The organism is Mesorhizobium carmichaelinearum, assembly GCF_900199455.1.
Taxonomy (GTDB): Bacteria; Pseudomonadota; Alphaproteobacteria; order Rhizobiales; family Rhizobiaceae; genus Mesorhizobium; species Mesorhizobium carmichaelinearum.
On record NZ_FZQR01000055.1, the window covers coordinates 1 to 18718 of the forward strand.

13 protein-coding genes, 1 tRNA gene and 1 pseudogene are annotated in these 18718 nt (G+C 62.1%); all 15 read left to right on the forward strand.

The annotated features are described in order from the left end of the window. A partial coding sequence (locus CKW40_RS39995) for an EF-Tu C-terminal domain-related protein (protein WP_477422135.1) occupies window positions 1-134 on the forward strand: 134 nt, incomplete at its 5' end. Window positions 135-481: 347 nt separating this feature from the next. Further along, window positions 482-2155: a hypothetical protein gene (locus CKW40_RS40000; protein ID WP_244571498.1), complete on the forward strand. Its 1674-nt coding sequence runs from the start codon at window positions 482-484 to the stop codon at window positions 2153-2155. Window positions 2156-2262: 107 nt separating this feature from the next. Continuing rightward, window positions 2263-3924: a COG3904 family protein gene (locus CKW40_RS40005; protein ID WP_095205114.1), complete on the forward strand. Its 1662-nt coding sequence runs from the start codon at window positions 2263-2265 to the stop codon at window positions 3922-3924. Between the two features lie 89 nt (window positions 3925-4013). Next, window positions 4014-4497 (forward strand): annotated as a pseudogene (locus CKW40_RS40010) (group II truncated hemoglobin). A 27-nt stretch (window positions 4498-4524) separates the two neighbouring features. Next, a complete protein-coding gene (locus CKW40_RS40015) occupies window positions 4525-5076 on the forward strand; it encodes a putative glycolipid-binding domain-containing protein (RefSeq protein ID WP_095205115.1) in 552 nt (183 codons plus the stop codon). An 80-nt stretch (window positions 5077-5156) separates the two neighbouring features. Further along, window positions 5157-5232 (forward strand) — tRNA-Trp (locus CKW40_RS40020). Between the two features lie 364 nt (window positions 5233-5596). Continuing rightward, entirely contained in the window at window positions 5597-5800 is a 204-nt protein-coding gene (secE, locus tag CKW40_RS40025) for a preprotein translocase subunit SecE (RefSeq protein ID WP_010909260.1), read from the forward strand. A 29-nt stretch (window positions 5801-5829) separates the two neighbouring features. After that, the gene (gene nusG / locus CKW40_RS40030; RefSeq protein ID WP_010909261.1) at window positions 5830-6357 is read left to right on the forward strand and encodes a transcription termination/antitermination protein NusG; all 528 of its coding nucleotides are present in this window, start codon (window positions 5830-5832) and stop codon (window positions 6355-6357) included. Window positions 6358-6528: 171 nt separating this feature from the next. Next, window positions 6529-6957, forward strand: a complete 429-nt coding sequence (rplK, locus tag CKW40_RS40035) for a 50S ribosomal protein L11 (RefSeq protein ID WP_095205116.1) — start codon at window positions 6529-6531, stop codon at window positions 6955-6957. 4 nt (window positions 6958-6961) lie between these two features. Then, window positions 6962-7660 (forward strand): 50S ribosomal protein L1, encoded by a 699-nt coding sequence (gene rplA / locus CKW40_RS40040; RefSeq protein ID WP_010909263.1) that lies wholly within the window; start codon window positions 6962-6964, stop codon window positions 7658-7660. A 374-nt stretch (window positions 7661-8034) separates the two neighbouring features. Beyond that, complete coding sequence (rplJ, locus tag CKW40_RS40045) at window positions 8035-8553, forward strand: 50S ribosomal protein L10 (RefSeq protein WP_027055613.1); 519 nt, start codon at window positions 8035-8037, stop codon at window positions 8551-8553. Window positions 8554-8607: 54 nt separating this feature from the next. After that, window positions 8608-8985: a 50S ribosomal protein L7/L12 gene (gene rplL / locus CKW40_RS40050; RefSeq protein WP_008875658.1), complete on the forward strand. Its 378-nt coding sequence runs from the start codon at window positions 8608-8610 to the stop codon at window positions 8983-8985. Window positions 8986-9235: 250 nt separating this feature from the next. Next, window positions 9236-13372, forward strand: coding sequence for a DNA-directed RNA polymerase subunit beta (gene rpoB, locus CKW40_RS40055; protein ID WP_095205117.1), 4137 nt, complete (start codon window positions 9236-9238; stop codon window positions 13370-13372). A gap of 144 nt (window positions 13373-13516) precedes the next feature. Further along, the gene (gene rpoC, locus CKW40_RS40060; protein WP_095205119.1) at window positions 13517-17713 is read left to right on the forward strand and encodes a DNA-directed RNA polymerase subunit beta'; all 4197 of its coding nucleotides are present in this window, start codon (window positions 13517-13519) and stop codon (window positions 17711-17713) included. 203 nt (window positions 17714-17916) lie between these two features. After that, window positions 17917-18582, forward strand: coding sequence for an O-methyltransferase (locus CKW40_RS40065; protein ID WP_095205118.1), 666 nt, complete (start codon window positions 17917-17919; stop codon window positions 18580-18582). The last annotated feature ends 136 nt before the right edge of the window (window positions 18583-18718 follow it).

The following is an 18718-nucleotide window of genomic DNA, read 5'->3' on the forward strand; positions in this document are numbered from 1 at the left end:
TGATGCCTGGCGACAACATCACGGTCGATGTCGAGCTGATCGTGCCGATCGCCATGGAAGAGAAGCTGCGCTTCGCCATCCGTGAAGGCGGCCGCACCGTCGGTGCCGGCATCGTCGTCACCATCAAGGAATAATCGAGACCGGCATTGGCCGGATCGAGAAGAAAAAGGGCGGTCTTCGGGCCGCCCTTTTTCGTTTACTTGCCGTGCAGAACAAGTCTCGCGCGGTTGTTTCGAAGCTATTGCAAGCACCGTTGCCGTAATTATTATAGGTTGCGTCGAGGGGGCTTTTGCCAAGAGTGGTTTTGGGGCGTCGATCAAATAGTATCGCAAAGTGGTGGCGCGGGCTGGTTCGTCTGGCGCTGGTGATCGCTATGGCAATAGCTGCCTCCGCCACGAGGGCTGCTGACCCCTCCGACCCAAGAACATGGAATCCTGATACCTGGTACCTTCAGCACCTTCTGTCCGATAGTCTCTCGGAGATGCAATTTGCCGTCGTCCGCAGCAACGCGGCTGGCTGCGAGCCAAACTGTCCGGAATGGATTTCCGCTGAAGGCGCCATCGAGGCCGGCACGCCGGCCAAACTCAGGCAGATATTGAAGACGCTCGGTCGCCGCCACCTGCCCATTATCGTCAATTCTCCAGGCGGCAGCGTTGACGCCGCGCTCCAGCTCGGCCGCATAATCCGCAAGAACAAACTCGATGTAGCCGTCGGTGCCACCAAATTCTCCGGCTGTCAGCCGGGGATGAGCGATTGTCGGGCCAACGACGGCAAGGGCGCCGCCTATCTCGGCACCGCGTCCGACGGCGGTGCCATGTGTAATTCCGCCTGTCCGCTGATGTTTGCCGGAGGTGTCCAACGCCTGGTCGGGCGATGGGCTTATCTGGGCGTCCACCAGATCACCACGACATTCCAACGCCAACAGGTCTATTATCGTACCACGTACAGAATTGTGCGCGGCAGGAAGAAGATTATCAGCAGCAAGGTCGTCAGCCGTACGAACGCCGGCACCTACAAGACCTACGAGATGAGCAAGGTGGTTGAGAGAAAGCTGTCGGCCTATCTCAGGGAAATGGGAGTTGGGCAGGGCGTTCTCGAGGTCATGAAAGCCACCCCCGCGGGTGACATCCGCCAAGTCGCTCTCGACGACATGACCACGATGAAGTTGGTCACCAGCGAGGGCACTGTCGACCTACTGATATGGGCGGGAATATGCCGGCGAAATCCTGCGCCGGCGAACTGCAGGGAAATCCCTGCAAACGCTAAGCCGGCCGACGTGGCGGCGATTGACGCCAAGCCCGCACCCTCCCAACCGGCTCAAGTCTCACTTTCGCAGCCTGTCAAGGCAGCACCCACTCAGCCTGCCGAGGCGGCACTAACTCAGCCTGTCAAGGCAGCACCAACCCAAACTGCCAACGCGGCACCAACCCAGCCTGCCAAGGCTCCGCCCCCCAAACCGTTCTGGGCAGCGCCAGGAAACGGAGCGCAGGAGATGCGCTTCGTGCTTGTTCGTGGCAGCGATGCGCTCTGCAATCCCGACTGCCCGGAATGGATCTCGGCCGAAGGCGCGATCACACCTCAGACCCCGCAGGAGCTTCGCCATTTGCTCGCCATGCTTGGCAACCGGCGGCTGCCCGTCGTGATCAGCTCACGGGGAGGCGACCTGTTCAGTGCTTTGACCGTGGGTCGGCTCATCCGGGAACGGAGGCTCGACGTCGCGGTCGCCCGCACCAACATCACCGGCTGCGATCCGGCAGGCGGAGCTTGCTCGGCCGACAACGGCGCCTATGTGGGGCTGATCAGCGATTTTGGAGTGGAGTGCGATTCAGCCTGCGCGCTCACGCTTGCCGGTGGCGTCAAGCGGCTGGTCGATCCCAAAGCGCGGCTCAGCATGTACGCAATGGGGCAGAAGCGGATAGTCAAAGCCTACCTGGAGGAGATGGCGATCGACCCCGGTCTATTCGCGGCACTTGAGCAGCGCTCGGTCGAGCGTCAGCTCGAACCCGAGCTGATGTTGAGGGTTGGATTGACCACCGGGCCGCAGTCGGTGGACCTGCTGACAGGCTCCGCTATTTGCAAATCGGCATCAAAACCCGACAATTGCCGGGCTCTGTCGTCGGCGGATGCCGAGGCAAAGACGCCGCCGAAACTTTAGCGCACTGTTTCCGACCTGGCGTGGCTTGGGAGCTGCGCCTCCTCAAATCTGTTGCAAGCGCCATAGCGCCAACTAGTATAGGTTGCATTGCGGGAGCTTGCCGAAGAGTGGTTCCGGGGCGCTGTTTCGATGGGAAGGCATGGTGGTTGCGGGCACTGGCCCGTCTCGCGCTGTTGACCGCCGTGGTGCTGCCTGTCGCAGCGGCGCAGGCCCAGGAGCAGTCGCTGGACATCCCGCCGATGCGGTTCGCCGTCGTGCGCAGCAATGCGCCGGCCTGCGAGCCCAATTGTCCGGAATGGATATCGGCGGAAGGCACTATCGAGGCGGGCACGCCGTCGCTGTTCAAGCGCACGCTCAAGGCGCTCAAAGGCCGGCAATTGCCGGTGGTCGTTAATTCCCCCGGCGGCAATGTCGATGCGGCGGTGACGCTTGGCCAGATGATCCGCAAGAACAAGCTCGACATCGCCGTCGGCACGACGGTGTTTTCCGGCTGCGAGCCGGAGATGAAGAATTGCCGGGATAACCAGGGCAAGGGCGCCGACTATTTCGGCATGGCCTATGACGACGGCGCCATGTGCAATTCCGCTTGCCCGCTAATGTTTTCCGGAGGTGTCCGCCGCGTGGTCGGGGAGTTTGCCTATCTCGGTGTCCACCAGGTCACCACCACCTACAAGCGCGAGAAGCTGCTCTACCGGACCACCTACCGGATCGTGAACGGCAAGAAGAAGATCATCAGCTCCAAAATCGTCAGCCGCAAGAACGCGGGCAGCTACAAGACCTATGAAATGAGCAAGGCGGTCGAGAAGAAGCTCTCGGCCTATTTGCAGGAGATGGGGATAGGCGAAGGCGTGTTCATCACGATGAAGAACACGCCGGCCAGCGAAATCCATCAGCTGGTTCTCGACAACATGCTCCACATGAACCTCGTCACCTCCCTCGACACCGTCGAGCTTTTCACCGCCGCAACCATCTGCAAGGCAAATCCGATGCCGGCGAACTGCCGGGAGATACCGGTGGGCCGAGAGGCGACGCCGGCCAATCTCCCGACCGCCCAGGCAAAACCCGCTCCCGCCGCTCCGCCTGAGGCCACGGTGCCGAAGGAGGCGGACATGCGCTTCGTGCTTGTCCGCGGCAGCAACCCGCTGTGCAATCCCGACTGTCCGGAATGGATCTCGGCGGAGGGCTCGATCACCGCGCAGACGCCGGAAAGACTGCGCCAGGCGCTAGATGCCATTGCCGGCCGGCGGCTGCCGATCGTCATCAGCTCGCAAGGAGGCGATGTCGAGGGCGCGCTTGCCGCCGGCAGGCTGATCCGGGAACGCAAGCTCGACGTCGTCGTCGCCCACACGGATTTCGTGGATTGCGATCCCTCTGCGGAGTGCCTGGCCAAGGACGGCGTCCACACCGGCCTCACCATCGAATCCGAGGGCGAATGTGCTTCGGCCTGTCCGATCGTGGTTGCCGGTGGCGTCCGGCGCCTCATCGGGCCGGCGGCGCGCCTCAGCGTGGGCTCCCCTGGCCTGCAGGAGAAGGTAAAGGCCTATCTCACGGAGATGGCGATCGGGCCTGGCCTGTTCGCCGCCATGCAGGCTTCCTCATCTCCACGGCAGCTCGATCAGGAGACGATGCTGAAATTCGGGCTGGCGACCGGGCGCCAGTCCGCCGACGAACTGACGGGCGCCGGCATATGCAGATCGGCTCCGAAGCCGGACAATTGCCGGATCGTGCCGTCGGCCAACGCCGAAGCCGACATGCCGGCCAAACTTTAGCGCCATGTGTTGAACTGGCCATCGAGGCAGGTTGAGATCGGCCGGATGTTTCCGCTACCGTCTGCGGAGATCGAGGACAGGTTACCGCCATGCGCAAAGATGTTCCGACACTCTACGAATGGGCCGGCGGCAGCGACGCCCTGAACCGGCTGACGCAGACCTTCTATGACAAGGTCGCAAAGGACCCGGTCGTCGGTCCGGTGTTCAAGACCATGTCGCCGGACCACCCCGTCCATGTTGCCGCCTTCATCGGCGAAGTGTTCGGCGGACCGAAGACCTACAGCGAGAAATTTGGCGGCCACCGCGAGATGGTCATGCATCATCTGGGCAAGCATTTGACCGAAGAGCAAGCGCCGCCGCTGGATCAACCTGCTCGCCGATGCCGCCGATGCGGTCGGTTTGCCCGACGATCCCGAATTCCGCTCGGCCTTCATGGGCTATGTCGAATGGGGATCGCGGCTGGCCAAGATGAACTCCAATCTCGGCGAGACCTGCGATCCGGAGACTGAACCGATGCCGGCCTGGGGCTGGGGCGTGCCTGGAGGACCGTACACGCCGCCGGAAACAAAGTAGCTTCCAGCCCCACCGGAGCGCAGGACTATGTCGGAAGATTTCAAGATCGTGCGCTGGCGCGAGTGGGACGGCCCCGGTATCGAGCATCTTGAACTGCGCCAGCGGGCAGGGGAGGTCCTGGCCGACTCCGTCGTCATCTGCTCCGGTCAAACCCCTTTCGCCGCCCGCTATCGCATAGAATGCGACGCGAATTGGCACGCCAGGCGTGTCACGGTCGACATGATCGGCAGCGGGCGGACCCTTGTCCTTGCCGCCGACGGCGAAGGCCACTGGCTCCGGGACGGCCTGCCGGTGCCTGAACTGGAGGGCGTGATCGACCCTGATCTCACCGTTACCCCGTTCACCAACACGCTGCCGATCCGCCGCTTGCGGCTTTCCACCGGGCAAAGTGCCGAGATCATAACCGCCTTCATCGAATTCCCGGCGCTCACGGTCGTCAGCAACCCGCAGCGCTACACATGCCTCGAGGAGGGCAGGCGATATCTCTATGAATCGCGCGCCAGCGACTTCAGGCGCGAAGTCGAGATCGACGGTGACTGGCTGGTCGTCACCTATCCCGATTTCTGGCAAAGGGGATGAAGGCGCGTTTGCATGCAAACCACTCTTTACAGACAGCGCGGAAGCTTTTAGGAAGCCCCTGCTGCGCCGAGGCGCGCGATACGGGCATAGCTCAGTTGGTAGAGCGGCGGTCTCCAAAACCGCAGGTCGTAGGTTCGAGCCCTGCTGCCCGTGCCATTTTCCGAAATGGCCATCTGAAACGACATTTCCGCGGACCGCCCTTTGAAAATCGGCGACACGCTTGCCATATTAGCCCGATTGGGGCATAAGGGCGCCATAGCCGGGACGGAACGACTGGATGGTTCCGAGGCGGCGTTTGGTCATAAAGCGGACACTTGCCACTTGCGTGGATCAAGAATCGGTTTTATGTAGACAGAACAGACACGCGACGCGTGGAGCTGGGAAGCCGGCTTTACGCGTCTGATTTGCATGGGCGAAATGATTGCGCTGATTCGGCGCGAGACTGGGCTCAGGCGGCACGTCCCGGCCAGCGGGATCATCCAGGGGACCCGGCCAACGGGTCTTGAAGACAGAGCGGCATATGGCTTCGAAAACCACAAATCCTTTCGTCTTTCTCCAGCAGGTTCGCTCGGAGACCGCCAAGGTGACTTGGCCGTCGCGGCGCGAAACGATGATCTCGACGGTGATGGTTCTGGCCTTCGCTGTGATTGCGATGATCTTTTTCTTTAGCGCCGATCAGTTGATGGGCCTCGCGATCGAACAGATTCTGGGCATTGGACGCTAAGTCCGGCGACTACGGAGAAGTCTAAAAAAATGGCTGCGCGCTGGTACATCGTCCACGCTTATTCGAACTTTGAAAAGAAGGTCGCCGAGGACATCGAGAACAAGGCCAAACAGAAGGGCCTGTCCGCCGATATCGAGCAGATCGTGGTGCCGACCGAGAAGGTGGTTGAGGTTCGTCGTGGCCGCAAGGTCGATGCCGAGCGCAAGTTCTTCCCGGGCTACGTGCTCCTGAAGGCCAATTTGACCGATGCCGTTTTCTCGCTGGTCAAGAACACGCCGAAGGTCACCGGCTTTCTCGGTGACTCCAAGCCGGTGCCGATCACCGAGGCGGAAGCGCAGCGCATCCTGAACCAGGTGCAGGAAGGCGTCGAGCGGCCGAAGCCCTCGGTCACGTTCGAGATCGGCGAGGCGATCCGCGTTTCGGATGGTCCTTTCGCGTCGTTCAACGGCTTCGTCCAGGAAGTGGACGAGGAGCGGGCGCGGCTCAAGGTGGAAGTTTCGATCTTCGGGCGCGCCGTGCCCGTCGATCTGGAATTCGGACAGGTCGAAAAGGGCTGATCCGAAATCCCTGATGCCGGTCTGGCTTTCAGGGGAGGCGGTGCGGAAACGCATGGCCTGAGAACGGTGGGAGGCGAATGTGGCTTTAGCCGGCCGCGCGAACCGCACCACCAGACTGCAACCGCCGGTGTTTCCCAGATGGGGCCGGCATAGACAAAGGCAGGAAAAGAGATGGCTAAGAAAATTGCAGGCCAGCTCAAGCTTCAGGTCTCCGCGGGTTCGGCTACGCCGTCGCCCCCGATCGGCCCGGCGCTTGGTCAGCGTGGCATCAACATCATGGAGTTCTGCAAGGCGTTCAACGCGCAGACCCAGGAAATGGAAAAGGGATCGCCGGTTCCGGTGGTCATCACCTATTACCAGGACAAGTCGTTCACCTTCGTCATGAAGACGCCGCCGGTGAGCTATTTCCTGAAGAAGGCCGCGAACCTGAAGTCGGGCTCGAAGGAGCCGGGCAAGCTCAAGGTCGGCACGATCGGCCGCGACAAGGTGCGCGAAATCGCGACCGCCAAGATGAAGGATCTGAACGCAAACGACGTCGAGGCGGCCATGCGCATGGTCGAGGGCTCCGCCCGCTCGATGGGTCTGGAAGTGGTGGGCTAAGATCATGGCAAAGATTGCAAAGCGTGTATCGAAGACCCGCGAAGGCATTGATCCCAACAAGGCTTACGCCCTGGGTGAAGCGCTGAAGCTGCTCAAGGACCGTTCGTCGGTCAAGTTCGACGAGACCGTCGAAGTCGCCATGAACCTCGGCGTCGACCCGCGCCATGCCGACCAGATGGTCCGCGGCGTGGTCAACCTGCCGAATGGCACCGGCCGCTCGGTTCGCGTCGCCGTGTTCGCCCGTGGCGATAAGGCCGAGGAAGCCAAGGCCGCCGGCGCCGACATCGTCGGTGCGGAGGACCTGGTCGACATCGTCCAGAAGGGCACGATCGATTTCGATCGCTGCATCGCCACGCCGGACATGATGCCGCTGGTCGGCCGTCTCGGTAAGGTGCTCGGCCCGCGCGGCATGATGCCGAACCCGAAGGTCGGCACCGTCACCACCGACGTCGCCGCCGCCGTCAAGGCATCGAAGGGTGGCGCGGTCGAGTTCCGCGTCGAGAAGGCCGGCATCGTTCATGCCGGCGTCGGCAAGGTCTCGTTCGACGTCAAGGCGCTGGAAGAGAACATCCGAGCCTTCGCCGATGCGGTGACCAAGGCAAAGCCGGCTGGCGCCAAGGGCAACTACGTCAAGAAGGTGTCGGTCACCTCGACGATGGGCCCGGGCCTCAAGCTCGACGTCTCGACGCTCGCTGCGTCCTGATTAAGACCATTTGGATCGGCCGCTGGAAGGCTGATCCGTGACTGAATTCCGGGCCTCGGATTTATCCTGGGCCCGGTGCCGGAAGTCGAAAGGCTTCCGGACATCCTGTCCGAGATTGCAGGCGGCCCAAAAGCCTTAATTCAATTGGGCCTGCATGAGACGGGTGAAGACCGGACAACGGAGCAAGTGCTCCAATGAAAGGTTCGAACCGTGTTTGCCTTTTGTCTGCGCATCGTTGGCTTGCCGGCGGTGTGGCGAAAGGGGGCAGGATCCTCGAGCGTCGTTCGGGAGATCCGTTACTGGATGGCCCGGCCGGCAAAAGGCAACCCGACGCCTGTCCTCGTATAAGGGCAGGGGTCAACTGGAGATAGGCAGTGGACAGAGCGGAAAAACGCGAACTCGTCACGGGCCTGAACGAAGCGTTCGGAAACGCAGGTTCAGTCGTCGTGGCCCACTATGCCGGTATCACCGTCGCGCAAATGAACGACCTTCGGTCGAAAATGCGCGCCGCCGGTGGCACCGTTAAAGTCGCGAAGAACCGTCTCGCCAAAATCGCTCTTCAGGGCACGGACTCCGCATCGATCATCGACCTGTTCAAGGGACAGACGCTGATCGCTTATTCGGAGGATCCGATTGCGGCGCCGAAGGTCGCGTCCGATTTCGCCAAGGGGAATGATAAGTTGATCATTCTCGGCGGCGCAATGGGCACCACCTCGCTCAATGCCGACGGTGTGAAGGCACTCGCCACACTTCCGTCGCTCGATGAGCTGCGCGCCAGGCTGGTTGGCATGATCGCCACGCCGGCAACCCGGATCGCCCAGATCGTCAATGCGCCAGCGGCTTCGGTCGCGCGCGTCATCGGCGCTTACGCCCGGAAGGACGAGGCGGCATGAGGCCGTTCCTCGCTATCAAAAACACACGTTCGAACCTAACGAAGGAATACAACAATGGCTGATCTCGCAAAGATCGTAGACGACCTTTCGAAGCTGACCGTCCTCGAGGCGGCCGAGCTGTCGAAGCTTCTGGAAGAAAAGTGGGGCGTTTCGGCTGCTGCTCCGGTGGCGGTTGCCGCTGCTGGCGGCGCTGCCGCTGCCGCTGCTCCGGCCGAGGAAAAGACGGAATTCGACGTCGTCCTCACCGAAGCTGGCGCTCAGAAGATCAACGTCATCAAGGAAGTCCGCGCCATCACCGGTCTTGGCCTCAAGGAAGCCAAGGACCTGGTCGAAGCGGCTCCGAAGCCGGTCAAGGAAGGCGTTTCCAAGGCCGACGCTGACAAGTTCAAGGCCCAGCTGGAAGCAGCCGGCGCCAAGGTCGACCTGAAGTAAGCGTAAAAGCGGCGGGCGGCCTCGCGCCGTCCGCCACTCCCTTCGCCTGGAGGGAGGACGCGTAGCGCGAGATGTACGAGAACCTCTTTCCTGAGGGCCGCAACCGGCCTTCAGGAAACGGGTTTTCTCCCGTTTTGGCCGGCCGCTGAAAGGCGAACGGAGAACAGACAGAGAGCCGCCGCCCAGGCGGCTCGGTATGCAAGGCGGGCCGCGGCGAGGCCCGTCCCGAGTTTAGAGCTAAGGAGCGACGATGGCCCAGACCCAGACTTTCAATGGCCGCAGACGCGTACGCAAATTTTTCGGAAAGATTCCGGAAGTTGCGGAGATGCCGAACCTGATCGAGGTTCAGAAGGCATCCTATGACCAGTTCCTGATGGTGGACGAGCCCAAGGGCGGACGTCCGGACGAGGGACTGCAGGCTGTTTTCAAGTCGGTCTTCCCGATCTCCGATTTTTCCGGCTCCTCGATGCTGGAGTTCGTGAAGTACGAGTTCGAAGGACCGAAATTCGACGTTGACGAATGCCGTCAGCGCGACCTGACCTATGCCGCGCCGCTGAAGGTGACGCTGCGCCTCATCGTGTTCGATATCGACGAGGATACCGGCGCCAAGTCGATCAAGGACATTAAGGAGCAGGACGTCTACATGGGCGACATGCCGCTCATGACCTTGAACGGCACCTTCATCGTCAACGGCACCGAGCGCGTCATCGTCTCGCAGATGCACCGTTCGCCGGGCGTTTTCTTCGACCACGACAAGGGCAAGTCGCACTCGTCGGGCAAGCTCCTGTTTGCCGCGCGCGTTATTCCCTATCGCGGCTCGTGGCTCGACATCGAGTTCGATTCCAAGGACGTCGTGCACGCCCGCATCGACCGCCGCCGCAAGATTCCGGTGACGTCGCTGTTGATGGCGCTCGGCATGGATGGCGAAGAGATCCTGTCGACCTTCTACAACAAGATCACCTATGTGCGCGCCGGCGACCACTGGCGCATTCCGTTCAACGTCGAGCGTTTCCGCGGCCTCAAGGCCGTCGGCGACCTGGTTGACGCCGATACGGGCGAGGTCGTTGTCGAAGCCGGCAAGAAGATCACCGCCCGCCAGGCGCGTCAGCTCGGCGAGAAGGGTCTGAAGGCGATCAAGGCGACCGACGAGGATCTGCTCGGCAACTATTTGGCCGAGGACATAGTCAACTATGCCACCGGCGAGATCTTCCTCGAAGCCGGCGACGAGATCGACGAAAAGACGCTCAAGGTGCTGCTTGGCACCGGCGAGCAGGAGATCAAGGTTCTCGACATCGACCACGTCAATGTCGGCGCCTACATCCGCAACACGCTCAACGTCGACAAGAACGAGAGCCGCCAGGACGCGCTGTTCGACATCTATCGTGTCATGCGCCCGGGCGAGCCGCCGACGCTCGAGACCGCCGAAGCCATGTTCAACTCGCTGTTCTTCGACAGCGAGCGCTACGACCTGTCGGCTGTCGGCCGCGTCAAGATGAACATGCGCCTTGAGCTCAAGGCCGAGGACACCGTGCGTGTTCTGCGCAAGGAAGACATCCTTGCCGTTGTCAAGACGCTGGTCGAACTGCGCGACGGCAAGGGCGAGATCGACGACATCGACAATCTCGGCAACCGCCGCGTGCGTTCTGTCGGCGAGTTGATGGAGAACCAGTACCGCGTCGGCCTGCTGCGCATGGAGCGCGCGATCAAGGAGCGTATGTCCTCGATCGAGATCGACACGGTCATGCCGCAGGACCTGATCAACGCCAAGCCGGCGGCTGCCGCCGTGCGCGAGTTCTTCGGTTCCTCGCAGCTGTCGCAGTTCATGGACCAGACCAACCCGCTGTCGGAGATCACCCACAAGCGTCGTCTTTCGGCGCTTGGACCGGGCGGCCTGACCCGCGAGCGCGCCGGCTTCGAGGTGCGCGACGTGCACCCGACGCATTACGGCCGCATCTGCCCGATCGAGACGCCGGAAGGCCCGAATATCGGTCTGATCAACTCGCTGGCCACCTTCGCACGCGTCAACAAGTACGGCTTCATCGAGAGCCCGTACCGCAAGATCGTCGACGGCAAGCTGACCAATGACGTCGTCTATCTCTCGGCGATGGAAGAAGCCAAACACCATGTCGCGCAGGCCAACGCCGAGCTCGACAAGAATGGCGGCTTCGTCGACGAGTTCGTCATTTGCCGCAGTGCCGGCGAAGTGATGATGGCGCCGCGCGAAAACGTCGACCTGATGGACGTGTCGCCGAAGCAAATGGTGTCGGTGGCCGCGGCCCTGATCCCGTTCCTGGAAAACGACGACGCCAACCGCGCTCTGATGGGCTCGAACATGCAGCGTCAAGCCGTGCCGCTGGTGCGCGCCGAGGCGCCGTTCGTCGGCACCGGCATGGAGCCGATCGTTGCCCGTGACTCGGGTGCTGCCATCGGTGCCCGCCGCGGCGGCATTGTCGATCAGGTGGACGCGACGCGTATCGTTATCCGCGCGACGGAAGATCTCGATCCGGGCAAGTCCGGCGTCGATATCTACCGGCTGATGAAGTTCCAGCGTTCGAACCAGAACACCTGCATCAACCAGCGTCCGCTGGTGCGTATGGGTGACCGGGTCAACAAGGGCGACATCATCGCCGACGGTCCGTCGACCGAGCTCGGCGATCTGGCGCTCGGCCGCAACGTGCTGGTCGCGTTCATGCCGTGGAACGGCTACAACTACGAGGACTCGATCCTGCTCTCCGAGCGCATCGTCGCCGACGACGTCTTCACCTCGATCCACATCGAGGAGTTCGAAGTCATGGCGCGCGATACCAAGCTCGGTCCGGAGGAAATCACGCGCGACATTCCGAACGTTTCGGAAGAAGCGCTGAAGAACCTCGATGAAGCCGGCATCGTTTATATCGGTGCGGAAGTGCAGCCGGGCGACATCCTGGTCGGCAAGATCACGCCGAAGGGCGAAAGCCCGATGACGCCGGAAGAGAAGCTTCTGCGCGCCATCTTCGGTGAAAAGGCTTCCGACGTGCGCGACACCTCGATGCGCATGCCTCCGGGTACCTTCGGCACCGTCGTCGAGGTGCGCGTGTTCAATCGCCACGGTGTGGAGAAGGACGAGCGCGCCATGGCGATCGAGCGCGAGGAGATCGAACGCCTCGCCAAGGACCGCGACGACGAGCAGGCCATTCTGGACCGCAACGTCTACGCGCGTCTTTCCGACGTGCTCGTCGGCAAGGAAGCGATTGCCGGACCGAAGGGCTTCAAGAAGGGTTCGACGCTGTCGAAGGATACGCTCGACGAGTATCCGCGTTCGCAGTGGTGGCAGTTTGCCGTGGAGAACGAAAAGCTCCAGAGCGAACTGGAAGCCCTGCGTGGCCAGTACGACGACTCCAAGAAGGCGCTCGAACAGCGCTTCATGGACAAGGTCGAGAAGGTCCAGCGCGGCGACGAAATGCCTCCGGGCGTCATGAAGATGGTCAAGGTCTTCGTGGCGGTGAAGCGCAAGATGCAGCCGGGCGACAAGATGGCCGGCCGTCACGGCAACAAGGGTGTCGTGTCGCGCATCGTTCCGGTCGAGGACATGCCTTTCCTCGAGGACGGCACGCATGCCGATATCGTGCTCAACCCGCTGGGTGTGCCGAGCCGCATGAATGTCGGCCAGATCCTGGAAACGCATCTGGGCTGGGCATGCGCGGGCATGGGCAAGAAGATCGGCGAGCTGATCGACACGTACAAGGCGGCCGGCGACATCAAGCCGCTGCGCAAGACGCTCGAGAGCTTCATGCCGGCCAATGACCGCAACGAGCCGATCCGCGAGTATGACGACGAGAGCATCGTTCGCCTCAGCGAGCAGATGCGCCGCGGCGTCTCGATCGCGACCCCGGTGTTCGACGGCGCGCACGAGGCTGACATCAACATCATGCTGGAGCAGGCGGGCCTGCACACCAGCGGTCAGTCGCAGCTCTATGACGGACGCACCGGCGAGCCGTTCGATCGCAAGGTGACGATGGGCTATATCTACATGCTCAAGCTTCACCACCTGGTGGACGACAAGATCCACGCGCGTTCGATCGGTCCGTACTCGCTCGTTACCCAGCAGCCGCTGGGCGGCAAGGCGCAGTTCGGTGGCCAGCGCTTCGGCGAGATGGAGGTCTGGGCGCTGGAAGCCTATGGCGCCGCCTACACGCTGCAGGAAATGCTGACGGTGAAGTCGGACGACGTCGCCGGCCGCACCAAGGTCTACGAGGCGATCGTGCGCGGCGACGACACGTTCGAGGCCGGCATCCCGGAGAGCTTCAACGTGCTCGTCAAGGAAATGCGGTCTCTCGGCCTCAATGTCGAGCTGGAGAACACCAAGCTCGACGACAACCCTGTCCGGCTGCCAGATGCTGCCGAATAGAGGCGCAGCCGAGTAAGGCTACGGCGCGCCGCACAAGTTGCGGCGCGCCAAACGAATTCGACGGCCAGTGGCCGACAAAGACGGCGGGCGTTTGGTCCGCGTTAGATGCAAGGGGTTTTCGAGGACCCCGAAAAGGAGAACGGCATGAACCAAGAGGTCATGAATCTCTTCAATCCGCAGGCGCCTGCGCAGGTGTTCGATTCCATCCGGATCTCACTGGCCAGCCCTGAGAAGATTCTGTCCTGGTCGTTCGGCGAGATCAAGAAGCCGGAGACCATCAACTACCGCACCTTCAAGCCGGAGCGTGACGGTCTGTTCTGCGCACGCATTTTTGGCCCGATCAAGGACTATGAGTGCCTGTGCGGCAAGTACAAGCGCATGAAGTACAAGGGCGTCATCTGCGAGAAGTGCGGCGTCGAAGTCACGCTGTCGCGCGTTCGTCGCGAGCGCATGGGCCATATCGAGCTCGCCGCTCCCGTCGCCCATATCTGGTTCCTGAAGTCGCTGCCCTCGCGCATCGGCACGCTGCTCGACATGACGCTGAAGGACATCGAGCGCGTCCTCTACTTCGAGAACTACATCGTCACCGAGCCTGGCCTGACCGCGCTGAAGGAGCACCAGCTGCTCAGCGAGGAAGAATACATGATCGCCGTCGACGAGTATGGCGAGGATTCGTTCACCGCCATGATCGGCGCCGAGGCCATTCATGACCTTCTGGCCGGCATGGACCTGGAGAAGATCGCCGGCGACCTGCGTTCGGAACTGGCATCGACCACCTCCGAGCTGAAGCAGAAGAAGTATCTGAAGCGGCTCAAGGTCGTCGAGAACTTCATGGAATCCGGCAACCGTCCGGAATGGATGATCATGAAGGTGGTTCCGGTGATCCCGCCGGACCTGCGCCCGCTGGTTCCCCTGGATGGTGGACGTTTCGCCACGTCCGATCTGAACGACCTCTATCGCCGCGTCATCAACCGCAACAACCGTCTGAAGCGGCTGATCGAACTGCGCGCGCCCGGCATCATCGTGCGCAATGAAAAGCGCATGCTGCAGGAAGCCGTCGATGCGCTGTTCGACAACGGCCGTCGCGGCCGCGTCATCACCGGCGCCAACAAGCGTCCGCTGAAGTCGCTGTCCGACATGTTGAAGGGCAAGCAGGGCCGGTTCCGTCAGAACCTGCTCGGCAAGCGCGTCGACTATTCCGGCCGCTCGGTCATCGTCACCGGTCCGGAGCTCAAGCTGCACCAGTGCGGCCTGCCGAAGAAGATGGCGCTCGAACTCTTCAAGCCCTTCATCTACGCCCGTCTCGACGCCAAGGGTTACTCCTCGACCGTCAAGCAGGCGAAAAAGCTGGTCGAGAAGGAGCGTCCGGAAGTCTGGGATATCCTTGACGAGGTCATCCGCGAGCACCCGGTTCTGCTGAACCGCGCGCCGACGCTGCACCGTCTCGGCATCCAGGCGTTCGAACCGATCCTGATCGAGGGCAAGGCGATCCAGCTGCATCCGCTGGTCTGCACGGCCTTCAACGCCGACTTCGACGGTGACCAGATGGCGGTCCACGTGCCGCTGTCCCTGGAAGCGCAGCTTGAAGCCCGCGTGCTGATGATGTCGACCAACAACATCCTGCACCCAGCTTCCGGTGCGCCGATCATCGTGCCGTCGCAGGACATGGTTCTCGGTCTTTACTACCTCTCGATCGTCAACCAGAACGAGCCGGGCGAGGGCATGGTGTTTGCCGACATGGGCGAACTCCAGCACGCGCTCGAGACCAAGGCGGTGACCCTGCACGCCAAGATCAAGGGTCGTTTCCGCACGGTCGACGCCGAAGGCAAGGTCGTGTCGAAGATCCATGACACCACGCCTGGCCGCATGATCATCGGCGAGCTTCTGCCGAAGAACGTCAATGTGCCTTACGAGACCGCCAACCAGGAGATGACAAAGAAGAACATCTCCAAGATGATCGACACCGTCTACCGCCATTGCGGTCAGAAGGAGACGGTCATTTTCTGCGACCGCATCATGGCGCTCGGTTTCGCTCACGCCTGCCGTGCCGGCATTTCGTTCGGCAAGGACGACATGCTGATCCCGGACACCAAGATCAAGCTGGTCTCCGACACCGAGGCTTTGGCCAAGGAATACGAGCAGCAGTACAATGACGGCCTGATCACGCAGGGCGAGAAGTACAACAAGGTCGTCGACGCCTGGGCCAAGTGCTCGGAAAAGGTTGCCGACGAGATGATGGCCCGCATCAAGGCGGTCGAGTTCGAGGACAATGGCCGTCAGAAGCCGATGAACTCGATCTACATGATGTCGCACTCCGGTGCGCGTGGCTCGCCCACCCAGATGCGCCAGCTCGCCGGCATGCGCGGCCTGATGGCCAAGCCGTCGGGTGAAATCATCGAGACGCCGATCATCTCGAACTTCAAGGAAGGCCTGACCGTGCTCGAGTACTTCAACTCGACCCACGGCGCCCGCAAGGGTCTGGCTGACACCGCCTTGAAGACGGCGAACTCGGGTTACCTCACCCGTCGTCTGGTCGACGTGGCGCAAGACTGCATCGTCAACTCCGTGGATTGCGGCACCGACAAGGGCCTCACCATGCAGCCGATCGTCGATGCCGGTCAGGTCGTCGCTTCGGTCGGCCAGCGCGTGCTGGGCCGCACCGCGCTCGACGACATCAACCATCCGGTGACCGGCGACCTGCTGGTCAAGGCCGGAACGCTGATGGACGAGCGTGACGTGGAGCAGATCGAAAAGGCCGGCGTCCAGTCGGTCCGCATCCGCTCGGCACTGACCTGCGAGGTCAGGGTTGGCGTCTGCGCGGTCTGCTACGGACGCGATCTGGCGCGCGGCACCCCGGTCAACCAGGGTGAAGCCGTCGGCGTCATCGCGGCGCAGTCGATCGGCGAGCCGGGCACCCAGCTCACCATGCGTACCTTCCACATGGGCGGTACCGCGCAGGTGGTGGATAGCTCGTTCCTTGAAGCCTCCTATGAGGGCAAGGTCGAGATCCGCAACCGCAACGTGGTGCGCAACTCCGACGGCCAGCAGATGGTCATGGGCCGCAACATGGCGGTGCTGATCCTCGACGAAGCCGGCAAGGAGCGCGCCACGCACCGTGTCACCTATGGCTCGCGCATCTTCGTGGACGATGGCGACAAGGTGAAGCGCGGCCAGCGTATCGCCGAGTGGGATCCCTACACCCGCCCGATCCTCACCGAAATCGAGGGCAAGGTGGCGTTCGAGGATCTGGTCGACGGTATTTCCGTGCAGGAAACGGCCGACGAGTCGACCGGCATCACCAAGCGTGAGGTCATCGACTGGCGTTCGACGCCGCGCGGCAACGATCTGAAGCCGGCGATCGCCGTCCAGGACGCCAAGGGCAAGGTCGGCAAGCTGTCGAAGGGTGGCGATGCCCGCTTCCTGCTCTCGGTCGAGGCCATTCTCTCGGTCGAGCCGGGTGCGCAGGTTCGTCCCGGCGACGTTCTGGCGCGTATCCCGATGGAAAGCGCCAAGACCAAGGACATCACCGGTGGTCTGCCGCGTGTTGCCGAGCTGTTCGAGGCACGTCGTCCGAAGGATCACGCCATCATCGCCGAGATCGATGGCACGATCCGCTTCGGCCGCGACTACAAGAACAAGCGCCGCATCATCATCGAGCCGCATGACTCGACGCTTGAGCCTGTCGAATACCTGATCCCGAAGGGCAAGCCGTTCCATCTCCAGGACGGCGACGTCATCGAGAAGGGCGACTACATCCTCGACGGCAATCCGGCGCCGCACGACATCCTGGCGATCAAGGGCGTGGAGGCGCTTGCGTCCTACCTCGTCAACGAGATCCAGGAGGTCTACCGCCTGCAGGGCGTGTCGATCAACGACAAGCACATCGAGGTGATCGTTCGCCAGATGCTGCAGAAGGTCGAGATCACGACGCAGGGCGACTCGACCTACATTCCGGGCGACCACGTCGACGTGATCGAACTGGAAGAGGTCAACGAGCGCCTGATCGAGGACGGCAAGAAGCCGGCCGAAGGCCAGCCGGTGCTGCTCGGCATCACCAAGGCCTCGCTGCAGACGCCGTCCTTCATCTCGGCCGCCTCCTTCCAGGAGACGACCAGGGTGCTGACGGAAGCCGCGGTTGCCGGCAAGACCGACATGCTGCAGGGCTTGAAGGAAAACGTCATCGTCGGCCGGCTGATCCCGGCCGGTACCGGCGGCACGATGAGCCAGATCCGGCGCATCGCCACCTCGCGCGACGAACTGATCATCGACGAGCGCCGCAAGGCCTCCGGTGTGGAAGTCGCCGAGCCGATGCTGGCCGATATGACAACCGCCGCGCAGTAAGCGCGGCGGAGCAATTCCAGGAAAAGTGTAAAACGGTTTTCCGTCCGGAATTGCGCCAGAAAACGTAAGACATCTCAGGCAACAAGGCCGTCGGGGCAACCCGGCGGCCTTTTTGTTTGTTGGTATTCATGGCAGCTTTCCGACCCGCAACCCAAGCGGCGCTCTTTTCGCGTGTTGGCTTTCAATGGATCGGAGGAAAAGCGATGAGCAAGAAGACCTGGGCTGCTGTCGACGACTACATTGTTGATGCCCTGTTCGACGCAGATCCCGCCCTCGACGCGGTTCTGGCGGCCAACCGTGACCAGGGTTTGCCAGCGATCGACGTCTCGCCGGCGCAGGGCAAGCTGCTTGCGCTTCTTGCGCGCATTCAGGGCGCGAAGAAGGTTCTCGAAATCGGCACGCTGGGCGGCTACTCCACGATCTGGATGGCGCGGGCCTTGCCCATGGACGGCAAGATCGTGACGCTTGAACTCGACCCGCATCACGCCGGCGTCGCGCGGTCGAATTTCGAACGGGCAGGTGTGTCGGAACGGGTGGACCTGCGGGTCGGGCCGGCGCTTCAGTCGCTTGCCGCGCTAGGCGCAGAAAATGCCGGGCCGTTCGATCTCATCTTCATCGACGCCGACAAGCCGAACAACCCGAACTATCTGTCCTGGGCCATGCGGCTTTCGCGGCCGGGGACCGTGATCATCTGCGACAATGTCATCCGTGATGGCGCGGTGCTAGAAGGGGATGGCCATGACGCCAATGTCGTAGGCGCCCGGGCGGCATTCTCGTTCATCGGCGGCGACAAGCGCCTGGATGGCACCGCCATCCAGACGGTCGGCGCCAAGGGCTATGACGGCTTTGCCATTGCGATCGTCGAGTGATGTTCGCGCTGTCCAGCCGATAGATGGGTAACACTTTGAACCGGATACATGGGTAACAGTTCTCCCCCCTATGCTTCCGCCGCAGCGCCAAGCGGATTGGTTGGCGCGGCGCTGCGACGGATGAGCTTCATACGCT

Coding starts and splice junctions, on each gene's coding strand:
- CKW40_RS40000 (WP_244571498.1), top strand. CDS start 482: ATGCAATTTGCCGTCGTCCGCAGCAACGCGGCTGGCTGCGAGCCAAAC.
- CKW40_RS40015 (WP_095205115.1), top strand. CDS start 4,525: ATGTCGGAAGATTTCAAGATCGTGCGCTGGCGCGAGTGGGACGGCCCC.
- secE (WP_010909260.1), top strand. CDS start 5,597: ATGGCTTCGAAAACCACAAATCCTTTCGTCTTTCTCCAGCAGGTTCGC.
- nusG (WP_010909261.1), top strand. CDS start 5,830: ATGGCTGCGCGCTGGTACATCGTCCACGCTTATTCGAACTTTGAAAAG.
- rplK (WP_095205116.1), top strand. CDS start 6,529: ATGGCTAAGAAAATTGCAGGCCAGCTCAAGCTTCAGGTCTCCGCGGGT.
- rplA (WP_010909263.1), top strand. CDS start 6,962: ATGGCAAAGATTGCAAAGCGTGTATCGAAGACCCGCGAAGGCATTGAT.
- rplL (WP_008875658.1), top strand. CDS start 8,608: ATGGCTGATCTCGCAAAGATCGTAGACGACCTTTCGAAGCTGACCGTC.
- rpoB (WP_095205117.1), top strand. CDS start 9,236: ATGGCCCAGACCCAGACTTTCAATGGCCGCAGACGCGTACGCAAATTT.
- rpoC (WP_095205119.1), top strand. CDS start 13,517: ATGAACCAAGAGGTCATGAATCTCTTCAATCCGCAGGCGCCTGCGCAG.
- CKW40_RS40065 (WP_095205118.1), top strand. CDS start 17,917: ATGAGCAAGAAGACCTGGGCTGCTGTCGACGACTACATTGTTGATGCC.